General features: G+C 69.3%; 18 protein-coding genes. 12 read left to right on the top strand and 6 right to left on the bottom strand.

Annotated elements, in window-relative coordinates:
- Positions 1 to 93: 93 nt before the first annotated feature.
- The 3 genes from tsaB to LCHO_RS01875 are packed head-to-tail and all read left to right on the top strand — an operon-like array spanning position 94 to position 2,225.
- The gene (gene tsaB / locus LCHO_RS01865; RefSeq protein WP_012345407.1) at positions 94 to 840 is read left to right on the top strand and encodes a tRNA (adenosine(37)-N6)-threonylcarbamoyltransferase complex dimerization subunit type 1 TsaB; all 747 of its coding nucleotides are present in this window, start codon (positions 94 to 96) and stop codon (positions 838 to 840) included.
- A 7-nt stretch (positions 841 to 847) separates the two neighbouring features.
- Entirely contained in the window at positions 848 to 1,354 is a 507-nt protein-coding gene (gene rimI / locus LCHO_RS01870) for a ribosomal protein S18-alanine N-acetyltransferase (RefSeq protein ID WP_012345408.1), read from the top strand.
- The gene (locus LCHO_RS01875) at positions 1,341 to 2,225 is read left to right on the top strand and encodes a uracil-DNA glycosylase (RefSeq protein ID WP_012345409.1); all 885 of its coding nucleotides are present in this window, start codon (positions 1,341 to 1,343) and stop codon (positions 2,223 to 2,225) included. The genes rimI and LCHO_RS01875 overlap by 14 nt, the downstream gene beginning before the upstream one ends.
- A 19-nt stretch (positions 2,226 to 2,244) precedes the next feature.
- On the opposite strand, the gene LCHO_RS01880 is transcribed toward LCHO_RS01875, so the two are convergent.
- The 4 genes from LCHO_RS01880 to ffh all read right to left on the bottom strand — a co-directional run bounded on the left by LCHO_RS01880 (position 2,245) and on the right by ffh (position 7,028).
- Positions 2,245 to 3,327: a magnesium transporter CorA family protein gene (locus tag LCHO_RS01880; RefSeq protein WP_012345410.1), complete on the bottom strand. Its 1,083-nt coding sequence runs from the start codon at positions 3,325 to 3,327 to the stop codon at positions 2,245 to 2,247.
- A gap of 16 nt (positions 3,328 to 3,343) precedes the next feature.
- A complete protein-coding gene (gene hemB / locus LCHO_RS01885) occupies positions 3,344 to 4,351 on the bottom strand; it encodes a porphobilinogen synthase (RefSeq protein WP_012345411.1) in 1,008 nt (335 codons plus the stop codon).
- A 355-nt stretch (positions 4,352 to 4,706) separates the two neighbouring features.
- Entirely contained in the window at positions 4,707 to 5,534 is an 828-nt protein-coding gene (locus LCHO_RS01890; protein WP_012345412.1) for a DUF2726 domain-containing protein, read from the bottom strand.
- Positions 5,535 to 5,660: 126 nt separating this feature from the next.
- The gene (ffh, locus tag LCHO_RS01895) at positions 5,661 to 7,028 is read right to left on the bottom strand and encodes a signal recognition particle protein (RefSeq protein WP_012345413.1); all 1,368 of its coding nucleotides are present in this window, start codon (positions 7,026 to 7,028) and stop codon (positions 5,661 to 5,663) included.
- Between the two features lie 179 nt (positions 7,029 to 7,207).
- Here ffh and LCHO_RS01900 point away from each other — a divergent pair, with 179 nt between their 5' ends.
- From LCHO_RS01900 to LCHO_RS01940, 9 genes are all read left to right on the top strand, one after another.
- Positions 7,208 to 7,975 (top strand): cytochrome C assembly family protein, encoded by a 768-nt coding sequence (locus LCHO_RS01900; RefSeq protein ID WP_012345414.1) that lies wholly within the window; start codon positions 7,208 to 7,210, stop codon positions 7,973 to 7,975.
- Complete coding sequence (locus tag LCHO_RS01905) at positions 7,972 to 8,232, top strand: PP0621 family protein (RefSeq protein ID WP_012345415.1); 261 nt, start codon at positions 7,972 to 7,974, stop codon at positions 8,230 to 8,232. Before LCHO_RS01900 ends, LCHO_RS01905 begins: the two co-directional genes overlap by 4 nt.
- Positions 8,233 to 8,256: 24 nt before the next feature.
- Positions 8,257 to 10,323: an ATP-binding protein gene (locus LCHO_RS01910; protein ID WP_150105398.1), complete on the top strand. Its 2,067-nt coding sequence runs from the start codon at positions 8,257 to 8,259 to the stop codon at positions 10,321 to 10,323.
- Positions 10,320 to 11,888 (top strand): sigma-54-dependent transcriptional regulator, encoded by a 1,569-nt coding sequence (locus LCHO_RS01915; RefSeq protein ID WP_012345417.1) that lies wholly within the window; start codon positions 10,320 to 10,322, stop codon positions 11,886 to 11,888. Before LCHO_RS01910 ends, LCHO_RS01915 begins: the two co-directional genes overlap by 4 nt.
- On the top strand, positions 11,885 to 12,514 hold the full coding sequence (gene ampD / locus LCHO_RS01920) for a 1,6-anhydro-N-acetylmuramyl-L-alanine amidase AmpD (RefSeq protein ID WP_012345418.1): 630 nt from the start codon (positions 11,885 to 11,887) through the stop codon (positions 12,512 to 12,514). The genes LCHO_RS01915 and ampD overlap by 4 nt, the downstream gene beginning before the upstream one ends.
- A gap of 361 nt (positions 12,515 to 12,875) precedes the next feature.
- Positions 12,876 to 15,752 carry a ribonucleoside-diphosphate reductase subunit alpha gene (locus tag LCHO_RS01925; RefSeq protein ID WP_012345419.1) on the top strand — a complete coding sequence of 959 codons (2,877 nt, stop codon included), beginning with the start codon at positions 12,876 to 12,878 and terminating at the stop codon, positions 15,750 to 15,752.
- Positions 15,753 to 15,855: 103 nt separating this feature from the next.
- Entirely contained in the window at positions 15,856 to 17,064 is a 1,209-nt protein-coding gene (locus tag LCHO_RS01930) for a ribonucleotide-diphosphate reductase subunit beta (protein WP_012345420.1), read from the top strand.
- A gap of 203 nt (positions 17,065 to 17,267) precedes the next feature.
- Positions 17,268 to 17,858: a hypothetical protein gene (locus tag LCHO_RS01935; RefSeq protein WP_043703722.1), complete on the top strand. Its 591-nt coding sequence runs from the start codon at positions 17,268 to 17,270 to the stop codon at positions 17,856 to 17,858.
- 76 nt (positions 17,859 to 17,934) lie between these two features.
- The gene (locus LCHO_RS01940) at positions 17,935 to 18,312 is read left to right on the top strand and encodes a DUF167 domain-containing protein (RefSeq protein ID WP_012345421.1); all 378 of its coding nucleotides are present in this window, start codon (positions 17,935 to 17,937) and stop codon (positions 18,310 to 18,312) included.
- A gap of 34 nt (positions 18,313 to 18,346) precedes the next feature.
- Here the strand turns inward: LCHO_RS01940 and LCHO_RS01945 are convergent, their stop codons facing one another.
- Together LCHO_RS01945 and LCHO_RS01950 are read right to left on the bottom strand one after the other, a co-directional pair.
- A complete protein-coding gene (locus LCHO_RS01945) occupies positions 18,347 to 18,742 on the bottom strand; it encodes a hypothetical protein (protein ID WP_012345422.1) in 396 nt (131 codons plus the stop codon).
- 44 nt (positions 18,743 to 18,786) lie between these two features.
- Positions 18,787 to 19,695: a carbohydrate kinase family protein gene (locus LCHO_RS01950; RefSeq protein ID WP_012345423.1), complete on the bottom strand. Its 909-nt coding sequence runs from the start codon at positions 19,693 to 19,695 to the stop codon at positions 18,787 to 18,789.
- Positions 19,696 to 20,025: the final 330 nt, after the last annotated feature.

The raw sequence follows: 20,025 nt of genomic DNA on the forward strand, positions 1-20,025 counted from the left end.
GGCAGTATCCCCGGCCTGCGCCGCGTGCGCGGCTGCCCCGCTGCACGAGGGGCGGCCGTTACACTGAAAGCGCCTTTCGCCGCCCAGGAAACCATGTCGTCGCCCCGACTGCTCGCCCTCGATACCGCCACCGAAACCCTGCACCTGGCCCTCGTGCAGGGGGATCAGGTGCTGACCCGCGCACTGCCGGGCGGGGCACAGTCGTCGGCCCTGCTGCTGCCGGCGGTGGCCGAGCTGCTGGCGCAGGCCGGCTGGACGCTCGCGCAGCTCGATGCCGTCGCCTTCGGCCGCGGGCCGGGCGCCTTCACGGGGCTGCGCAGCGCCTGCTCGGTCAGCCAGGGGCTGGCGCTCGGGCTGGATCGGCCGCTGATCGCGCTCGACACGCTGGCGGCGGTGGCCGAGGCGGCATTCCAGCGCGGCGCCGGCGCGCAGGTGTGGGCTCTGCTCGACGCCCGCATGGGCGAGATCTACGCGGCGCCCTGGCGTCGCATCGGGCCCGGCCACTGGGCGGCGCCCGACGATCTGGCCGCGGGTGTTGATCCGGCGCCGTGCCTGTACACGCCGGCCGCCCTGCTGCGGGCGATCGAGGCCGCCCCGGCCGATCTGGCCGGCCCCGGGCTCGACGCCCATGCCGATGCGCTGGCCGCCGCGCCCGGCCGCCGCTTGGCCGCGGCGCTGCCCGACGGCGCGGCGCTGGCGGTGCTGGCGCGTGCGGCGCATGCCCGCGGCGCATGGATCGATCCGGCGCTGGCGCTGCCGCTCTATGTGCGCGACAAGGTCGCGCAGACCACCGTCGAGCGCGGCCTGGCTCGCCAGGCGGCCGCGTCGTCGGCGGCGTGAGGGGCCGATGAGCGCCCGCGCCTCGAACTGGCCCGCCGCGCCGATCCTGCGCAGCATCGGCATCGAACACCTCGACCAGGTGATGGCGATCGAGCTGCAGGCCTACCCGTTCCCGTGGAGCCGCGGCAATTTCGTCGACGCGCTGGCGGCCGGGTATCTGGCCCAGTGCCTGCAGGCGCCGAGCGGCGAGCTGCTGGCCTACCAGTTCGCGATGGCCGGGTTCGAGGAGTGGCATCTGCTGAACCTGACGGTCGCGCCGGCGCATCAGGGCCAGGGCCACGGCCTGCGCCTGCTCGACACCCTGGCGCAGCACACGCGCGCGACCGGCGCGCATTTCCTGTGGCTGGAGGTGCGGCCGAGCAACCTGCGGGCGCGCGCGCTCTATCACCGCTTCGGTTTCGAGCAGATCGGCTTGCGCCGCGCCTATTACCCCGATACCGGCGGGCGCCGCGAAGACGCGCTGGTGCTGCGCTGGCGCGCGGGTGCTGCGGAGGCTGCCGATGCCGTGGACTGAACGCCAGCGGGCGATGCTCGGCGAGATCGGCATCCGGCTGTGGCCGTCGCCGCAGGCCGGGGCCGCTGAAACGCCGGCCGCGCCGCCGGCTGCCGTGCCGGTGGTGCCCGTCGCCCGATCGCTGGCCCAGCCGGCGCCGGGCTTGGCCGTGCCCACGGCGGCCAACCCTGCGCCGAGTGCGACCGCACCGCCGCCATCCGTTGTCCGTCCGCGAGTCGACCCCGCACCGGCCGCACCGGCCGCACCGCTGGCCCGGCCCGGCGGCCTGATCCAGGCTGCGCCGGCCGGCGCGGTGTCGGCGCTGGACTGGCCCGAGCTGCAGGCGGTGGTCGAGGCCTGCCGGGCCTGCGGCTTGTGCGAGAGCCGGCGCCAGACCGTGTTCGGCGTCGGCCATCACCAGGCGCACTGGATGCTGGTCGGCGAGGCGCCGGGCGAGCAGGAGGATCTGCAGGGCGAGCCCTTTGTCGGCAAGGCCGGCCAGCTGCTCGACAACATGCTGCGTGCGGTCGGCCTGACCCGCGAGCAGGCCGAGCCGGCGCGGCAGGTCTACATCGCCAACGTCCTGAAGTGCCGTCCGCCCGGTAACCGCAACCCCGATCCGCAGGAGGTGCAGCGCTGCGAGCCTTTCCTGCAACGCCAGGTCGAGCTGGTGCGCCCGCGCCTGATCCTGGCGATGGGGCGGTTCGCGGTGCAGTCGCTGCTCAAGACCTCGGAGCCGATCGGCCGCCTGCGTGGCAAGTCGCATCACTACCACGGCGTGCCGGTGGTGGTGACCTATCACCCGGCCTATCTGCTGCGCAACCCGCTCGACAAGGCGCGCGCCTGGGAAGACCTCTGCCTGGCGCGTGAGCTGATCCAGGCCGCGGCCTAGCGTGCGCGCCGCACGCGCTTCAGTGGCGCGTGCCGAGGTAGCGCTTGCGCCAGAAGAAGGCGCCCAGCCCGACTGCCACGCTGGCCATCAGCGCCATCGCGATCCAGAAGCCGGTGTTGCTGTGGATCAGCGGCAGGAAATCGAAGTTCATGCCGAAGATGCCGGTGATCAGGTTCAGCGGCAGGAAGATCGCGGTCAGCACGGTGAGCGTGCGCATGATGTCGTTGGTGCGCTGGCCGAGCGCCGAGAAGTGCATCTGCATCGCGCTTTCGGACGACGATTCGAGCCGCCGCACGTGGCTCAGCACCCGTTCGATGTGTTCGAGCACGTCGCGTGAGCGCACCCGCAGCAGTTCGCGCTCGCGCGCGGCCTGGCTGTCCTTGGCCGGGGGCCACTCGTCGAGCGCGTCGATCCACTCCTGCATCGCGCTGCGCTGGTCTTCGCAGATGTCCTCGAGCTGATGCAGGCTGTTGCGCGATTCGAGCAGCGCCTGCCAGTTCCGGTGGCGGCTGCGCGGGCCGAGCAGCTTGTTCTGCAGCGTGTCGAGCTGGCGGCTGAGCAGCCGGCGCAGCTCGAGGTATCCGTCCACCATGTGGTTGACGATGCGCAGCATCAGGTCGGCCGGGCTGGCGGGCAGGCGGCTCGTGCCACCCGAGACGGGCTGGATCTGGGTCAGGCGCTGGGCGAAGAACTCGCGCACCGGGCAGTCGGCCGGGTGCACGGTCAGCAGCACGCGGTCGAACACCGCAAAGCCGACCGGATGGGTGTCGATCGCCTGCAGCGCCTGCATCGCCTGGGCGGTGCTTTCGGGCGTGGGCGGGCCATTGCTGCCGGGGGCTGCGGCCAGGCGACGGAACACCAGCAGGTCGTACCACGAGGTGTAGTCGTAGTGCGAGGGCAGGTGCTGGTTGAGCAGGTCGGAGATGTGCAGGTCGACCAGGCTGCCGCCCGTCCAGCGGTGCAGCGCCGCCTGCACCTGCGCCACCTGGACCTCGAACTCGCGCCGCGGGCAGGCCAGCCAGAGGTGGCCGCCCGGCGGCAGCTGGTCGGGCCAGGCGTCGAGTTCGACGCAGCCGCTGTCGTCGATCAGGAACGCGCGCATCGGGTCGGGACGATCCTCAGGGCTGCTGGCGCAGCAGGCGTGCCGCTTCGATCGCGAAGTAGGTCAGCACGCCGTCGGCGCCGGCGCGCTTGAAGGCGAGCAGGCTTTCCATCATCACCGCGTCGTGGGCCAGCCAGCCGTTGGCGGCGGCGGCCTTGAGCATCGCGTATTCGCCGCTGACCTGGTAGGCGAAGGTCGGCACGCGGAACTCGTCCTTCACGCGCCGCACGATGTCGAGGTACGGCATGCCGGGCTTGACCATCACCATGTCGGCGCCTTCGGCCAGGTCCATCGCGACCTCGCGCAGCGCTTCGTCGGAGTTGCCGGGATCCATCTGGTAGACCTTCTTGTCGCTCTTGCCGAGGTTGCCGGCCGAGCCGACCGCGTCGCGGAACGGGCCGTAGAAGGCGCTCGCGTACTTGGCGCTGTAGGCCATGATGCGGGTGTGGATCAGGCCTTCGGCCTCGAGCGCGCGGCGGATGGCGCCGATGCGGCCGTCCATCATGTCGCTGGGGGCGACGATGTCGACGCCGGCTCGTGCCTGCACCAGTGCCTGCTTGACGAGCACGTCGATGGTCTCGTCGTTGAGCACGTAGCCGCTGTCGTCGATCAGGCCGTCCTGGCCGTGGCTGGTGTACGGGTCGAGCGCGACATCGGTCATCAGGCCGAGCTCCGGAAAGCGGCGCTTGAGTTCGCTCACGACCTGGGGCACCAGGCCGTCGGGATTGCAGGCCTCGCGGCCGTCCGGGGTCTTGCCGTCTGGTCCGAGCACCGGGAACAAGGCCATCACCGGGATGCCCAGGGCCACGCACTGTTCGGCTACCGGCAGCAGCTGATCCAGGCTGCGCCGCTGCACGCCGGGCATCGAGGCCACGTCCTGCACCAGGTTCTGGCCCTCGAGCACGAAGACCGGATAGATCAGGTCGCTGACCTGCAACTGGTGCTCGCGGACCAGCGCGCGGGTGTGGGCATCGCGGCGCAAGCGCCGCGGGCGGCTGATCGGATAGCTGGCTGGAGCGAACATGCAACGGTCCTGATGGGTGCGCGTCGTCGCGCGGGATGGCGCACATTGTCGCCGGGCCGAACTGAAGCTGAACCGCATCGGCAGTTGTCAGTGTGAGCCCTGATCTTGCACAGGTCCATTGCGCTGCTACACTCGTTTCCGAGCGATGCGCCGCAAGGTGCTCGTTCCCTGCTTTTCCTCCCTGAGCAGGTGCCTTACCGTGTTGACAGCGTTAAGGCTTTGCGGCCCCAGCACAGCTGGGGCTCTTTTTTTGCCTGTTCGATCTTGATCGGCGCTTCAGGCCGTGGCGCTGATGCGCCCGCCCGGGTGTCACGGCGAGCCGCCGGCGCGGCCCCTTGGACGGACGCGATGGGCGCTATCGATGGCTCGGAACGGCGCCCCGCGTGGCCGGGTGCAGTCCGCCGCCTGCCGATGCGCCAGGATGACCGATGTCGTGGGTGGTCACGTCAGCACCATCGAGCGAGTTCGGCTGGGTGGCGTGCAGTTCGTCGAACCAGGTGCTGCGCGGCGGCTCCCTGGAACCGGGCGACTCGTCGTCGGCGTCAGCGGGAACCCGGCCGCGCAGACGCCCCCCCGAGCCGTGGAGCGGCTGCTCCAGCGGGCTGGTATCGGGCCCGGCGTCGCGCTCGTCCGACTCGGTGTCGGGAGCGAAGGCCTTGCGGACGGCTGAAGGATCCGGCAGCAGCGCCTCGTTCCAGACGTGCAAGGGAATCCCCGCTGCCCGCAGCACGCGCTCGACCCGCAGGTGACGCTTGCGTGCCCGCTCGGTCTCGACGCGCTCGGACTGTCGAACTTCCACCACCGCCAGCACATTGGAGGCCGAGTCGCAGATCATCAGGTCGACACACACATGTCCGACACGGCGCAGCCACTCGACATACGAGTGGCGTGTCGGTACCTTGATGAAGTGCGAGATCGGCACCTGCGCCAGGATCAGGTGATCCGGCAGGGCGCGGCTCAGGACTTCGTAAGCGCGCTGGTGGCGCACGGTCAGCACACGGGTGGCATCGGGCGGCCAGCCGATGACCGTGTCGACGGCATCCAGGGTCCGTGGCCGGCCGGCCGGTGGCGCGGAAGCCTTGTTCACGTGGCTGCGTCGCCATGCCCAATAGAGCAAGGCGACGCCGATGGCCGACAGCGCGACCAGAATGAAGGGTGTTGATTCCAGAACCGAGAAATCCATCACTGCAAGTTTGCCTGGGGAACCAGGAACGTCAATCCCGTCAAGGATGTGATGAATGTAACAGTCTCGATGAATTTGATGAGCGGCCTGTTCCCCGGCGTTGCGAAAAAACTGATACCGGCGAGTTCACCGGCCCATGCCGGGGAAGCCGCGCTTGGCACCGCCGAAGCGCTTCATCATCTTCATCAGGCCACCGCCCTTCATCTTCTTCATCATGTCGCGCATCTGCTCGAACTGGTTGAGCATGCGGTTGACTTCCTGCACCTGCACGCCGGCACCGGCGGCGATGCGGCGCTTGCGGCTGGCCTTGATCAGGTCGGGCTTGCGGCGTTCGAGCGGCGTCATCGAATTGATCATGCCCTCCATCCGGCGCACGTCCTTCTCGGCCTTGCCCATGTCGGCCTGGCCGGCCTTGGCGGCCATCTCGGCCGGCAGCTTCTCGAGCAGGCTCGACAGCCCGCCCATCTTCTTCATCTGGCTGAGCTGCGACAGGAAGTCGTTCAGGTCGAAGGCATCGCCGCTCTTGATCTTGTCGGCCAGTTTCTGCGCGGACTGCATGTCCACGCCCTTCTGTACCTCCTCGACCAGCGCCACGATGTCGCCCATGCCGAGCACGCGGCCGGCGTGGCGGTCGGCGTCGAAGACCTCCAGGCCGTCGATCTTCTCGGACACGCCGGCGAACTTGATCGGCGCGCCGGTGATGCTGCGCACCGACAGCGCCGCGCCACCCCGCGAGTCGCCGTCGAGCTTGGTCAGCACGATGCCGGTCAGCGGCAGCGCCTCCTTGAAGGCGCGGGCGGTGTTGATGGCGTCCTGGCCCTGCATCGCGTCGACCACGAACAGCGTCTCGATCGGGGTGAGCGTGGCGTGCAGGTCCTTGATCTCGGCCATCAGCGCTTCGTCGATCGCCAGTCGGCCGGCGGTGTCGACCAGCAGCACGTCGAAGTGGTGCTTGCGGGCGTAGTCGATCGCGGCCAGCGCGATGTCGCGCGGCTTCTGGTCGCCCTGGCTCGGGAACCACTCGGCGCCGGCCTGCCTCGTCACCGTCTTGAGCTGCTCGATGGCGGCCGGGCGGTAGACGTCGGCCGAGACCGTCAGCACCTTCTTCTTGCGTCGCTCGATCAGGTGCTTGGCCAGCTTGGCGGTGGTGGTGGTCTTGCCCGCGCCCTGCAGGCCGGCCATCAGGATCACCGCCGGCGGCTGCACCGTGAGGTTGATGTCGGACACCCCCTCGCCCATGGTGGCGGCGAGCTCCTTGTGCACGATGCCGACCAGCGCCTGACCCGGGTTGAGCGAGCCGGCGACCTCCTGGCCGAGTGCCTTCTCCTTGACGCGGGCGATGAAGTCGCGCACCACCGGCAGGGCGACGTCGGCCTCGAGCAGGGCCATGCGCACTTCGCGCAGCATGTCCTGCACGTTGGATTCGGTGATGCGCGCCTGGCCGCGCATCGTCTTGACTAGTTTGGACAGGCGATCGGAAAGGGCGGATGCCATCGGGGGTCCCGAAGTAGGTGCTGGAGGCCGGAAGGAGGGCGGGCGCACGCGTGTGGCGCCCGGCTTGGCGCCAGGCCGGCCGAGGCCGGGCAGCCCGAAAGTACACTGTGCGGGTGATTCTATCGAGCGACCCTTCCGTGTCTTCGTCCGTCTGGTTCGTCGTGCCTTCCGTGCTGGCCATGCTGGCTTACGCGATCGCTGCCCGGGGTGTCGGCGGCGCCTGGCCCTACCGTGCGTTGACGCTCGCCTGGGTGGCCCATGGCACGGCTTTCCTGACCCATCTGTTCGGCATCGGCCTGGCCGGTGACGGCGCCCGATTCGGCTTTGCGCCGGCCCTGTCGGCCACGGCCTGGCTGGTGCTGGCGGTGCACGCGGTCGAGAGCCGCTTCCTGCCGGTGCCGGCGGTGCGGCGCCTGCTGTCGGTGCTGGGGGGCGTGTCGGTGCTGCTGGCGCTGCTGTTCCCGGGCGAGGGGGCGATCCATTCCGGCTCGCCCTGGGCGCCGCTGCACTGGTTGCTCGGGCTGGCGTCCTACGGCCTGTTCGGCGCGGCCGTGCTGCACGCGGCCTGGCTCGACCGGGCCGAGCGCGCCTTGCGGGCCCGCACCCTGCCGGCCGGTCCGAGCGGCCCGTTGCCGCTGCTGATGCTCGAGAAGCTGACCTTCCGCTTCGTCGCGGCCGGTTTCGTCGTGCTGTCGATCGCGGTGCTGCTGGGCGTCTGGTTCACGCCGGCCTGGCGCTGGGATCACAAGACCGTGTTCTCGATGCTGGGCTGGCTGGTGTTCGCCGGTCTGCTCGGCGGGCGCCAGATCTTCGGCTGGCGCGGCCGGCGCGCCACCCGCTGGCTCTATGTCGGCACCGGCCTGCTGCTGCTGGCCTATGTGGGGTCGCGCTTCGTGTTCGAGGTGCTGCTGCATCGTTCGGCAACGATGGCGGGGCTGGGCTCGTGAGGGTGCTCTGGTGGATCCTGCTGGGCCTGGCGGCGGTCTGGCTGTTCAAGAGCTGGCGTCGCCGCATCGATCGTGCCGACGAGCCGGCCGCGCCGCCACCGACCCGGCCGGCGCCGCCCACGCTGCCGCTCGAGATGGTGCGCTGCGCCCACTGCGGCGTGCACCTGCCGTCCAGCGAGGCGATCCAGTCCGCCGGCCTGCCGTATTGCAGCCCCGCGCACCGTGACGCCGGCCCGCGCTCACCGGCGCGAGGTTGAATCGTGATGCCTCCTCGCGGCCCGATGGGCTTGCCGCCTTTTGTCGATTCCGACCTGCCGCCGCGCCAGGCCGGGCGTGCGGCCGTGCGGCGCGAGTCGTGGTTTGCCGGCCTCGGTGCCGGCGCCGATTCGACCCGGCCGCAGGAAGAGGACGAACCCCGCGCGCCGGACCCTGTTCAGCCGCCGCGTCGCCGCCTGGCCTGGCCGGGCCGGCCGGCGGCCGACAAGTCGATCCCGCTGCCCGACACCGTGCCGGCCGACCTGTTCCAGGCGCCTGCGCCGCCAGCGCCCGAGCCCGCGGCGGCGCCGACCCGCCCGCCCAGGTCCGGCCCGCCGACCGAAGCCCCGGCCGATTCGCAGCGCGACGAATCCATCCTGCGCGCCGAAGCGGACACCACGCCGCCGAAGGCCTTCCAGCGCATCTTCCGCGGCTTCGTCGTGGCCCGTGCGCTGCTGGGCGTGCTGCTGCTGGCGATGCAGGGCGTCATCACCGTCTATGCGAGCGTCGGCCCGTCGTTGTCGGGGCTGGCGGTGTGTGCCGCCTACAGCCTGAGCAGCCTGTGGCTGCTGGCGCAGGTCGAGATGCACTGGCCGCCGCGACTCGGCCCGGCGCTCGGCGCCGGCGGCCAGCTGCGGCGCCGCTGGGTGCTGGTGACGGTCGGGGTCGATCTGCTGTGTTTCTCGCTGCTGCTGGTGGCGACCGCGCAGGGGCCGCTCAACATCGGCGCCTTGCTGCTGCTGCCGGTGCTGATGGCCGGGGCGCTGATGCCGCGCCGGGCCGGCGTGGCGGTGGCGGCCGGCGTGGTGATCGTCATGCTGGCGGGCGCCTGGTGGCGGGTGCTGGCCGGGGCCGAGATGGCGGCCCAGCTCACCCAGGCCGGCATGTCGGGCGCCGTGGTGTTCGCGATGGCGCTGCTGACCACCGAGATGGCCGAGCGGCTGGCGCGCCAGGAGGTCACCGCCCGCAGCACCCTCGAGCTGGCGCGCCAGCAGGCGCTGCTCAACCGCCTGATGATCGAGGAGATGCAGGACGGCGTGATGGTGGTCGACCGCATCGGCCACGTGCGTGCCGCCAACCCGGCGGCGATGGCGCTGATCGGCGCACCGCAGGGCCGCCGTTTTGCCGCCTTCGACCTGCAGGAGCACGAGGCCTGGTTGCCGTTGTGGACGGCGCTCGAGCGCGGTTATGCGCACGGCATCTGGCCCGAGGGCGGCGAAGAGATCAGCCTGCAGCTCAACCAGGGCCCGCACATCGAGGCGCGTGGCCTGCGCGTGCGCATGCGCTTCACGCGGCGCCGCGATGCCCGCTCGGGCGAGGCGCTGTGCGTGCTGTTCCTCGAGGACCTGCGCATGCTGCGGGCCCGCGCACGGCAGGAGAAGCTGGCTGCGATGGGCCGGGTCTCGGCCGGCATCGCGCACGAGATCCGCAATCCGCTGGCCGCCATCTCGCAGGCCAATGCCTTGCTGGCCGAGGACCTCACCGTGCCGGCGCAGCGCCAGCTCGCGCGCATGGTGGCCGACAACGTCGAGCGCCTGCAGCGCATCGTCGACGACGTGATGGAGGTCGCCCCTGGCGCGCCGCGTGATGCCCCCGCGATCGACCTGCCGTTGCAGGTGCAGGCCCTGTGCGCCGAATGGGCCCGCACCGCCGGCCTGCCGCAGGCCGGCCAGAGCCCGCTGCGGGTCGACGTGGACGAGGGTGTCATGGCCGTCAAGTTCGATCCCGACCACCTGCGCCGGGTGCTCGTCAACCTGCTCGAGAACGCCCTGCGCCACGGCAGCGGCCGCCCCGATGCGCTGTGGGTGCAGGTGCAGTCGCGCGGCACCGACGAGGTGGTGCTGTCGGTGGCCAGCGATGGTGCGCCGATCGCCGGCGATGTCGAGCCCTACCTGTTCGAGCCCTTCTTCTCCACCCGCAGCCGCGGCAGCGGGCTGGGCCTGTACATCTGCCGCGAGCTGTGCGAGCGCTACGGCGCCACCATCGAATACCGCCCGCGTGGCGCGGGTGCCCGCCATCGCAACGTGTTTGTCCTGACCCTGCCGCGCAGGGTGCCGGTGCCGATGTCGGCGCGCCAACCGAAGTTTTCATGAGCCCGTCGCCCCTCCACAGCCTGCTGGTCGTTGATGACGAGCCGGACCTGCGCACGCTCTACGAACTGACGCTGCTGCGCGAGGGCTACGAGGTCGAGACCGCGGCCACCGTCGAGGAGGCCTGGGCCCAGTTGAAGGACCGCACCTACAGCGTGCTGATCACCGACATGCGGCTGCCCGACGGCAACGGCCTCGAGCTGCTGCGGCGCCTCGAGCAGAGCGGCCGCAGCGAGCGCACCATCGTCATCACCGCCTACGGTTCGGCCGAAAACGCCGTGCTGGCGCTCAAGGCCGGGGCCTACGACTACCTCACCAAGCCGGTCGACCTGAAGCTGTTCCGCAGCGTCATCGCCTCCGCGCTGGGCCGCACGCCGAACGTGCGCGGCACGGCGGCGTCGGCGGATGTGCCGGCCGATTTCGGCCACGGCTCGCGCCTGCTTGCGCGCCGCAGCAGCGACAACGGCAGTGCCGCCTTGCGGCGCATGGCCGGCCAGTCGCAGGCCATGCAGCAGGTGCGCGAACTGGTCGAGAAGGTTGCGCGCAGCATGGCGCCGGTGCTGGTCCAGGGCGAGTCGGGTACCGGCAAGGAACTGGTCGCGCGCTCGATCCACCAGGTCAGCGCGCGCGCGGCCCAGCCCTTCATCGCGGTCAACTGCGGCGCCATCCCCGAGCAGCTGCTCGAGGCCGAGTTCTTCGGCTACCGCAAGGGCGCCTTCACCGGCGCGGCCGAAGACCGCGAGGGCTTCTTCCAGGCCGCGCGCGGCGGCACCCTGTTCCTCGACGAGATCGGCGACCTGCCGATCTCGATGCAGAGCAAGCTGCTGCGGGCGATCCAGGAGCGTGCCGTGCGGCCGGTGGGCGCGGTCAGCGAGGTGCCGCTCGACGTGCGCATCATCAGCGCCACCCATCGCGATCTCGCCACCGAGGTGGCGGCGGGGCGTTTCCGCCAGGACCTCTATTACCGCCTCAACGTGATCCAGATCCGCGTGCCGCCCTTGCGCGAGCGCAGCGACGACCTGCCCGAACTGTGCACCCGCGTGCTCGAACGCATCGCCGCCGACACCGGCCTGACCCAGATCCCGCGGCTGACCGTGCAGGCGCTCGAACACCTGGCGCGCTACGACTTCCCTGGCAACGTGCGCGAGCTCGAGAACCTGCTGCACCGCGCGCTGGCCCTGTCCGGCGCGGCGCAGATCTGTGTCGACGACCTCGAGCTGCCGCGTGGCCAGGCCCGCGCGGGCGAGGGCGGCTGGGGCGTTGCGCCGCCCGCATCGACCGCCTTGCAGGCGACCCAGCCGCCGGGGGCTGCCGTGGCGGACACCGGCGCCCCGCCGGCCAGCCTCGCCGACCTGGCGATCCCGACCGACCTCGTCGGCTACCTCGACGAGGTCGAGCGTGCGGTGCTGGTGCGCGCCCTCGAACGCCACCGCTACAACCGCACCGCGGCCGGCTCCAGCATGGGTCTGACCCTGCGGCAGATGCGCTATCGCATGGCGCGCCTGGGCATCCACGTCGCCGGCGAGGGCCTGATGGTCGACGACGTCGACGGCACCGGCCTCGAATGACACCCGGGTGCGGCATGCGCCGCAGCGGCGCATGGTCACGTGGCTGGCATCGCGATGCGCGCCGGGTGCCGAGCCCGAACTTCGGGTCGCGGCCGGTGGGTGCATCGATCGATCTGGCGGTGGTGCATTCGATCAGCCTGCCGCCCGGCGTGTACGGCGGTGACGCGATCGAGCGCTTCTTCACCAACCGGCTCGACCCGGCCGCGCATCCCTATTTCGCCACCCTTGCCGGACTGCAGGTGTCGGCCCATTTCGTCATCCGGCGCGATGGCGAACTGCTGCAGTTCGTCGATGTGCGCGAGCGTGCCTGGCATGCCGGCGCATCGAGTTGGCGGGGCCGTTCCAACTGCAACGACCACAGCCTGGGCATCGAGCTCGAAGGGCTCGAGGGGCAGCGTTTCGAGCCCGCGCAATACCGCGTGCTGGCGGGCCTGCTGCGCGATGCACGCACGGCCTGGCCGCTGCGGGAGGTGGTCGGTCACGAGCACATCGCACCGGGGCGCAAACACGATCCCGGCGCCGGTTTCGACTGGTGCCGGCTGGCCCGTCATCTGCGCGGCGCGCGCCTGTGGGTGCCCGCCGAGGTGCTCGCCCAGCCGTGCCGTGCGGTCGTGCGCAGGGCCTGAAATGCAAGAGCCGCGCTGCTGCGCCGATTCGCACGCCGCACACTAGCGCTAGTGCTTCGACGTGGTTTTGGCACTAGATGTAGTGCTCTCCGTGTTATCCTTTCGCCCAGACAAGCCACTGCCCATGTGGCCCGGCACCGCCTCTCGAAGGCCTCGCCGGGCGCTGTCCGATTGATGCGGCAGGGGTTGCCTCCGGGCTTTCGTCCGCTTGGCGGGCAGCCCATTCCTGGCGCTTGTCGCCACTCTGTTTCACGCCTGCCTCGCGCTGAGTTTCTTGGTGCGTGCGGGCATTTTTTTGCCGCGACGGCTGGCCGTCGCGGTGCAGGTCCTGAGCCGATCAGGACCGATGCAAGGAGATCCGATGCAAGCCACTGGCACCGTCCACAACGTCTCTCGCGCGCCGACCGTCGGCCAGGTCCACCGCGATGCCGCGGCCAATGCGTCGGCCTATGTCGGCTATCAGATCATCCGCCGCAACGGCGCGGTGGTGGCCTTCGAGCCGCACAAGATCACGGTCGCCCTGATGAAGGCCTTCCTGGCCGTGCACGGCACCCACGGTGCGGCTTCGGCCAGCGTGCGCGAGACCGTCGACGGCCTGACCGAAGCGGTGGTGCGCGCCCTGATGCGCTCGCGCCCGAGCGGCGGCAGCTTCCACATCGAGGACATCCAGGACCAGGTCGAGCTCGGCCTGATGCGCGGCGGCCACCACGACGTGGCGCGTGCCTACGTGCTGTATCGCGAGCGCCGCACCCAGGAGCGCGCCAGCCAGGGCCGTGCGCCGGTGGCGGCCGAGCCGGCCGTGATGGTGACCGATCGCGGCCAGCGCGTGCCGCTCGACATGGCCCGTCTGGCCGGCCTGATCGAGGCCGCGTGCGCCGATCTGGGCCCCGAGGCGATCGGCGCGCCGGTGCTGGCCGAGACGCGTCGCAACCTGTATGACGGCGTGTCGATCGACGAGGTCTACAAGGCCTCGATCCTGGCTGCGCGCACGCTGATCGAAAAAGACCCGAGCTACAGCCGCGTCACTGCCCGCCTGCTGATGCACACCATCCGCCGCGACGTGCTGGGCGAGGAGGTCACGCAGGCCGAGATGGCGGCGCGTTATGCCGATTACTTCCCGGCCTTCATCAAGAAGGGTGTCGACGCCGAACTGCTCGACGAGCGCATGGCGCAGTTCGACCTGGCTCGCCTGGGCGCGGCGCTGAAGGCCGAGCGCGACCTGAACTTCGACTACCTCGGCCTGCAGACGCTGTACGACCGCTACTTCCTGCACATCAGGAAGCAGCGCATCGAGATGCCGCAAGCCTTCTTCATGCGCGTGGCGATGGGCCTGGCGCTCAACGAGATCGACCGCGAAGCGCGTGCGATCGAGTTCTACGAGGTGCTGTCGGCGTTCGACTTCATGTCGAGCACGCCGACCCTGTTCAATGCCGGCACGCGCCGCTCGCAGCTGTCGAGCTGCTACCTGACGACGGTGCCCGACGACCTCGAAGGCATCTACGACGCCATCAAGGACAACGCGCTGCTGAGCAAGTTCGCCGGTGGCCTGGGCAACGACTGGACGCCGGTGCGTGCGCTGGGCTCGCACATCAAGGGCACCAACGGCGAATCGCAAGGCGTGGTGCCCTTCCTGAAGGTCGTCAACGACACCGCGGTGGCCGTCAATCAGGGCGGCAAGCGCAAGGGCGCCGTGTGTGCCTATCTGGAGACCTGGCACCTCGACATCGAGGAGTTCCTCGAGCTGCGCAAGAACACCGGCGACGACCGCCGCCGCACCCACGACATGAACACCGCGAACTGGATTCCGGACCTGTTCATGAAGCGCGTGATGGAAGGCGGCGACTGGACGCTGTTCTCGCCCGCCAACTGCCCAGACCTGCACGACCTGTTCGGCACTGCCTTCGAGGCCGCCTATACGGCCTATGAAGCCCGCGCGGACCGCGGCGAGATCACCTTCTTCAAGCGCGTGCGGGCGGTCGACCTGTGGCGCAAGATCCTGTCGATGCTGTTCGAGACCGGCCACCCCTGGATCACCTTCAAGGACGCCTGCAACGTGCGCTCGCCGCAGCAGCATGTGGGCGTGGTGCATTCGTCGAACCTCTGCACCGAGATCACGCTCAACACCAATGCCGGCGAGATCGCGGTCTGCAACCTCGGCTCGGTCAACCTGGCCCAGCACGTCAAGGACGGCGAGGTCGATCAGGCCAAGCTGTGCCGCACGGTGACCACCGCGATGCGCATGCTCGACAACGTCATCGACATCAACTACTACGCCGTCAAGAAGGCGCGTGACTCGAACCTGCGCCATCGCCCGGTCGGCCTCGGCATCATGGGCTTCCAGGACGCGCTCTATCAGCTGCGCGTGCCTTATGCGTCGAACGAGGCGGTCGAGTTCGCCGACCGTTCGATGGAGGCGGTCTGCTATCACGCCTATTGGGCCTCCACCGAACTGGCCGCCGAGCGTGGCCGCTATGCCACCTACCGTGGCTCGCTGTGGGATCGCGGCATCCTGCCGATCGACTCTATCGCGCTGCTGGCCGAACAGCGCGGCGGCTATCTCGACGTCGACACCCGCACCACGCTCGATTGGGATGCCCTGCGTGCGCGCATCGCCCAATACGGCATGCGCAACAGCAACTGCGTGGCCATCGCACCGACTGCGACCATCAGCAACATCATCGGCGTCGATGCGTCGATCGAACCGTGCTTCGGCAACCTCTCGGTCAAGAGCAACCTGTCGGGCGAGTTCACCGTGGTCAACGAGTACCTGGTGCGCGACCTCAAGGCGCTCGGCCTGTGGGACGACGTGATGGTGATGGACCTCAAGCACTTCGATGGCAGCCTGCGCCGCATCGACCGCGTGCCAGAAGAACTCAAGCGCCTTTATGCAACGGCCTTCGAGGTCGAGACGCAATGGCTGGTCGAGGCCGCGGCACGGCGCCAGAAGTGGATCGACCAGGCCCAGAGCCTGAACATCTACATGGCCGGTGCATCGGGCAAGAAGCTCGATGAGACCTACAAACTCGCGTGGTTGCGTGGCCTCAAGACGACCTACTACCTGCGCACCATGGGCGCCACGCATGCCGAGAAATCGACCGTCAAGGCCGGGTCGATGAACGCGGTGTCGAACGGTGCGCACGGCTCGGCTTCCGAGCCGGCCGCAGTCTCATCGAATGAGCCTGCCACCGACGTCAAGTTCTGCGCCATCGACGATCCGTCGTGCGAGGCTTGCCAGTGATCGTGGCGCAGCGCAGCGCCTCACTTGCATGGTTTGCCATGTCAATAAGTGCTTGGTGTTTCGACACAACATTCAGATAATTCAAGCTGTTAGGAAGTCAGACATGCTGGTCTGGGAAGACACCCCGCGTTCAACGCCAACCCCCGCGAGTCCAATGCCTTCGAACGTCTCTCGCGACGTCTCGATGCGGGTCTCGTCACCGTCATCGGTGCCTTCGTTCTCGCACCCGTTCGTGCAATCGACGTCGCAGCCTCCGGCCGCGCCATCGGCTGCATCAGCCGCCGCTGATGCAGCACGCCGCGTCAACGTGGCCGACAAGCGCATCATCAACGGCCAGACCGACGTCAACCAGCTGGTGCCGTTCAAGTACAAGTGGGCCTGGGAGAAGTACCTCGCCACCTGCGCCAATCACTGGATGCCGCAAGAGGTCAACATGTCGCGCGACATCGCGACCTGGAAGGACCCCAATGGCCTGACCGATGACGAGCGTCGCCTCATCAAGCGCAACCTCGGCTTCTTCGTCACCGCCGATTCGCTCGCGGCCAACAACATCACGCTGGGCACCTACCGCCACATCACGGCGCCCGAGTGCCGTCAGTTCCTGTTGCGCCAGGCCTTCGAAGAAGCGATCCACACCCACGCCTACCAGTACATCGTCGAGTCGCTGGGCCTGGATGAAAGCGAGATCTTCAACGCCTATCACGAGGTCGCGTCGATCCGCGAGAAGGACGAGTTCCTGATCCCGTACATCGACGCGATCATGGATCCGCACTTCAAGACCGGCACGCCCGAGAACGACCAGACGCTGCTGAAGTCGCTGATCGTCTTTGCCTGCCTGATGGAGGGCCTGTTCTTCTACGTCGGCTTCACGCAGATCCTGGCGCTGGGTCGGCAGAACAAGATGACCGGCGCGGCCGAGCAGTACCAGTACATCCTGCGTGACGAGTCGATGCACTGCAATTTCGGCATCGACCTGATCAACGCCATCAAGCTCGAGAACCCGCACCTCTGGACACCGGCGTTCAAGGCCGAGATCAAGGCGCTGTTCCTGAAGGCCGTCGAGCTTGAATACCGTTATGCCGAAGACACCATGCCGCGTGGCGTGCTCGGCCTCAATGCATCCATGTTCAAGGGCTATCTGCGCTACATCGCCAACCGGCGGGCCACGCAGATCGGCCTTGAAGAGCTCTTCCCGAACGAGGAAAACCCGTTCCCCTGGATGAGCGAAATGATCGACCTGAAGAAGGAGCGCAATTTCTTCGAAACCCGCGTCATCGAGTACCAGTCCGGCGGTGCGCTGTCCTGGGACTGATCGGTCTCCGCAGCGTCTGGCCAGGCCGGGGCGTTCTCGTTGATCGCGGCAATCCGATTCCGGCGCGGCACGCAGCGATGCGTGTCGCGCTCAACTGTATTCACGGTGCCCAGGCGTCTCTCCAAGACAGACCTGTGGAACGCGGATCACCCGGCCAGTCGAATGGGCGGGGTGTTTTGTCAACTTGATCAAGGAGAACTGTGATGGCAACTGCAAAGAAGGCCGCGGCCAAGAAGGCCGTCGCGCCGAAGCCCGCGGCGAAAACCGCTGCACCGAAACCCGCGCTGAAGAAGGCCGCTCCGGCCAGGAAGGCTGCCGTGGTCGCTGCGGCTCCGGTTGCGGCTCCCGCTCCGGCCAAGAAGGCGGCAGCGAAGAAGGCTGCTCCGGCCAAGAAGGCGGCGGCCGCTCCGGTGGCGAAGAAGGCCGCTGCACCGGTGGCCAAGGTGCCGGCCAAGAAGGCTGCTGCCAAGAAGGCGGCACCGGCTGCTGCCCCCGCTCCCGCGCCTGCCGCCAAGCCGGCTCTGAAGAAGGCTGCACCGGCCAAGAAGGCGGCTGCAGCAGCGCCCGCCAAGGCGCCCGCGAAGGCGCCTGCCAAGGCACCGGCGAAGAAGGCTGTTGCAGCGAAGAAGGCTGCACCGGCAACCAAGGCTGCACCGGCCAAGAAGGCCGCAGCGAAGAAGGCAGCCAAGAAAGCCGCAGCGCCCGCTGCCCCTGGCCCTGCGACCTCGCCTGCAGCCAAGACCACGCTCAGCCCTCAGGCGGCCTGGCCTTTCCCGACGGGCGACAAGCCCTGATGATTCAGGCGGCCCGCAAGGGTCGCCGGTCCGATCATCCAGCCCGGCCATGGCCGGGCTTTTTTGCGCGTAGCCCATGCCCACCTCGTCGCGTCGAACCGCCGTGCCGGCCGCTGTTGCCGGCGTCCCGGTCCTGCAGGCACCGTTCCTGATCCAGCAGCCCGACGAGGTGTTCCTGATCGACGTGGCCGTGGTTCCCAACGCTCGACGCACCGAGGTCGTCGGCCTGCATGACCAGGCCTTGCGGCTTCGTCTCGCGGCGCCGCCGGTCGATGGTGCGGCCAATGACGCCTTGCAGCGCTGGCTGGCCGACGAGCTGGGGGTGTCCAAGCAGCAGGTGAGCCTGTTGCGCGGTGCCAGCGGGCGTCGCAAGCGGCTGCGCGTGCAGGTGCCCCCTGCGCAGATGGCCGCGTGGCTGGCGGCGCTCAGGTTGGCCGGGCTGCTCGACGCATGAGGCCTTTGCGGGCCGCGGCGGCGACTGTTGCGCTTCAGCCTCGCGTCGGCCCGGGTCGTGTCTCGGGTGTCATGTCGGCGGCGTGGCGCTCGCCGCTGGTCGACGAGGCCGGTGGGCTGTCGGGCAGGTGCGCCGCCAGATGTTCGGCCAGCTTGGTGTAGTTCCCGTAGAGCCGGCGGTACTTGCTGCGCAGGCGGGCGACCTCGTCGATCTGCACCTGCTTCTTGTCCCGTTCGGACTGCGCCTCTGCCAGGGCCTCGGCCAGTGCGGCCCGCAGTTCGAGGAGCTGGCGGGCGGCGGTCTCGCGCGAGATCGCCAACGTCTGCTCGGACTCCCGCCGCGCGCGCACGGCCTGCCGATGCTGATGCCAGAGCAGCGCGCCCGCCAGGGTGAGCAGCAACGCCACCAGCGATCCTTCGAGCAGGCTCATCGGCAGGTCCCTTCCTGAATCGAATGCAGGGGCCGGGTGCCGGCTCAGAGGCCGAGTTCCGCCGGATCGAGCCGGTGGTTCTGGGTGCCCGCCGAGGCGATCTTGATGGCGCCCACGCGGTTCGCCAGTTCGACGCTGCGCACCAGATCCCAGCCGCGCTCGAGCCCGTACAGCAGGCCGGCCCGGAACGCATCGCCGCAGCCGGTGGGGTCGACCACCGCGCTGGCCTCGATGCCGGGCACGCGGGTGACCTGGCCCTGGATCCAGACGTCGCAGCCCTCGTGGCCGAGCGTGACGATCAGGCCACGCAGGTGCGAGCGCGACAGCGTGTCCAGATCGCAGCCGGTGCGGTCGCACAGCATGCGGCCTTCGTAGTCGTTGACCGTGACCCAGGTGGCCAGGCTCAGGAAGTGCTGCAGCTCGGCGCCGTCGAACATCGGCAGGCCCTGGCCCGGATCGAACACGAACGGGATGCCGGCGTCGGCCATCTGCCGGGCGTGCAGCAGCATGGCCTCGCGGCCGTCGGGCGCGATGATGCCGATGGCGATGTCACCGGCCGGGTTGGGGACCACCAGGCGCGCGGCCTGTTGCATGGCGCCGGGGTGGAAGGCGGTGATCTGGTTGTTGTCCTGGTCGGTCGTGATGTGGCACTGCGCGGTGTAGGCGTCGGCCAGCAGCTCGATGTGGCGGGTGTCGATCTGCATCGCCTTCAGGCGCGCCAGGTAGCCCTCGCCGTCGGCGCCGACGGTGGCCATCACGCGCGGCTCGCCGCCGAGTGCCTTCAGGCTGTAGGCGATGTTGCCGGCGCAGCCGCCGAACTCGCGCCGCAGCGTCGGCACCAGGAACGAGACGTTCAGGATGTGGATGTGCTCGGGCAGGATCTGCTGCGCAAAACGGCCGTGGAAGTTGGCGATGGTGTCAAAGGCAAGGGATCCGCATATCAGCACAGGCATGGTCACTCCGGAAATCAGACAGGCGCCGCGAGGCGCACGCGAGTGCCGATTGTCACGCCTGGGCCGACGTGGCTGGCGCAGCGCAGCGGTCGGACGCGGAGGCGCAGGGGGTGATCCGTCGCGCCGGGTCGATCGGCGTGAGGCGGGCGGCGCGGTGGCCGCCATCGGAGGGATCAAAAAGAAGGGAGGCGGGACGTGGATGCCGGGCGCTCGCTCTCTCTTGCCCGCAACGCCCGCCTCCCTGGGACCTCAGCCGGTCCCGAAGGCTTCTCTGAGGAGAGACACAAAGAAGATGATCGACTGCTGAAATGAAGCCTGCCGCGCTCAGCG

It is taken from the genome of Leptothrix cholodnii SP-6, assembly GCF_000019785.1.
GTDB classification, from domain to species: Bacteria; Pseudomonadota; Gammaproteobacteria; order Burkholderiales; family Burkholderiaceae_C; genus Sphaerotilus; species Sphaerotilus cholodnii.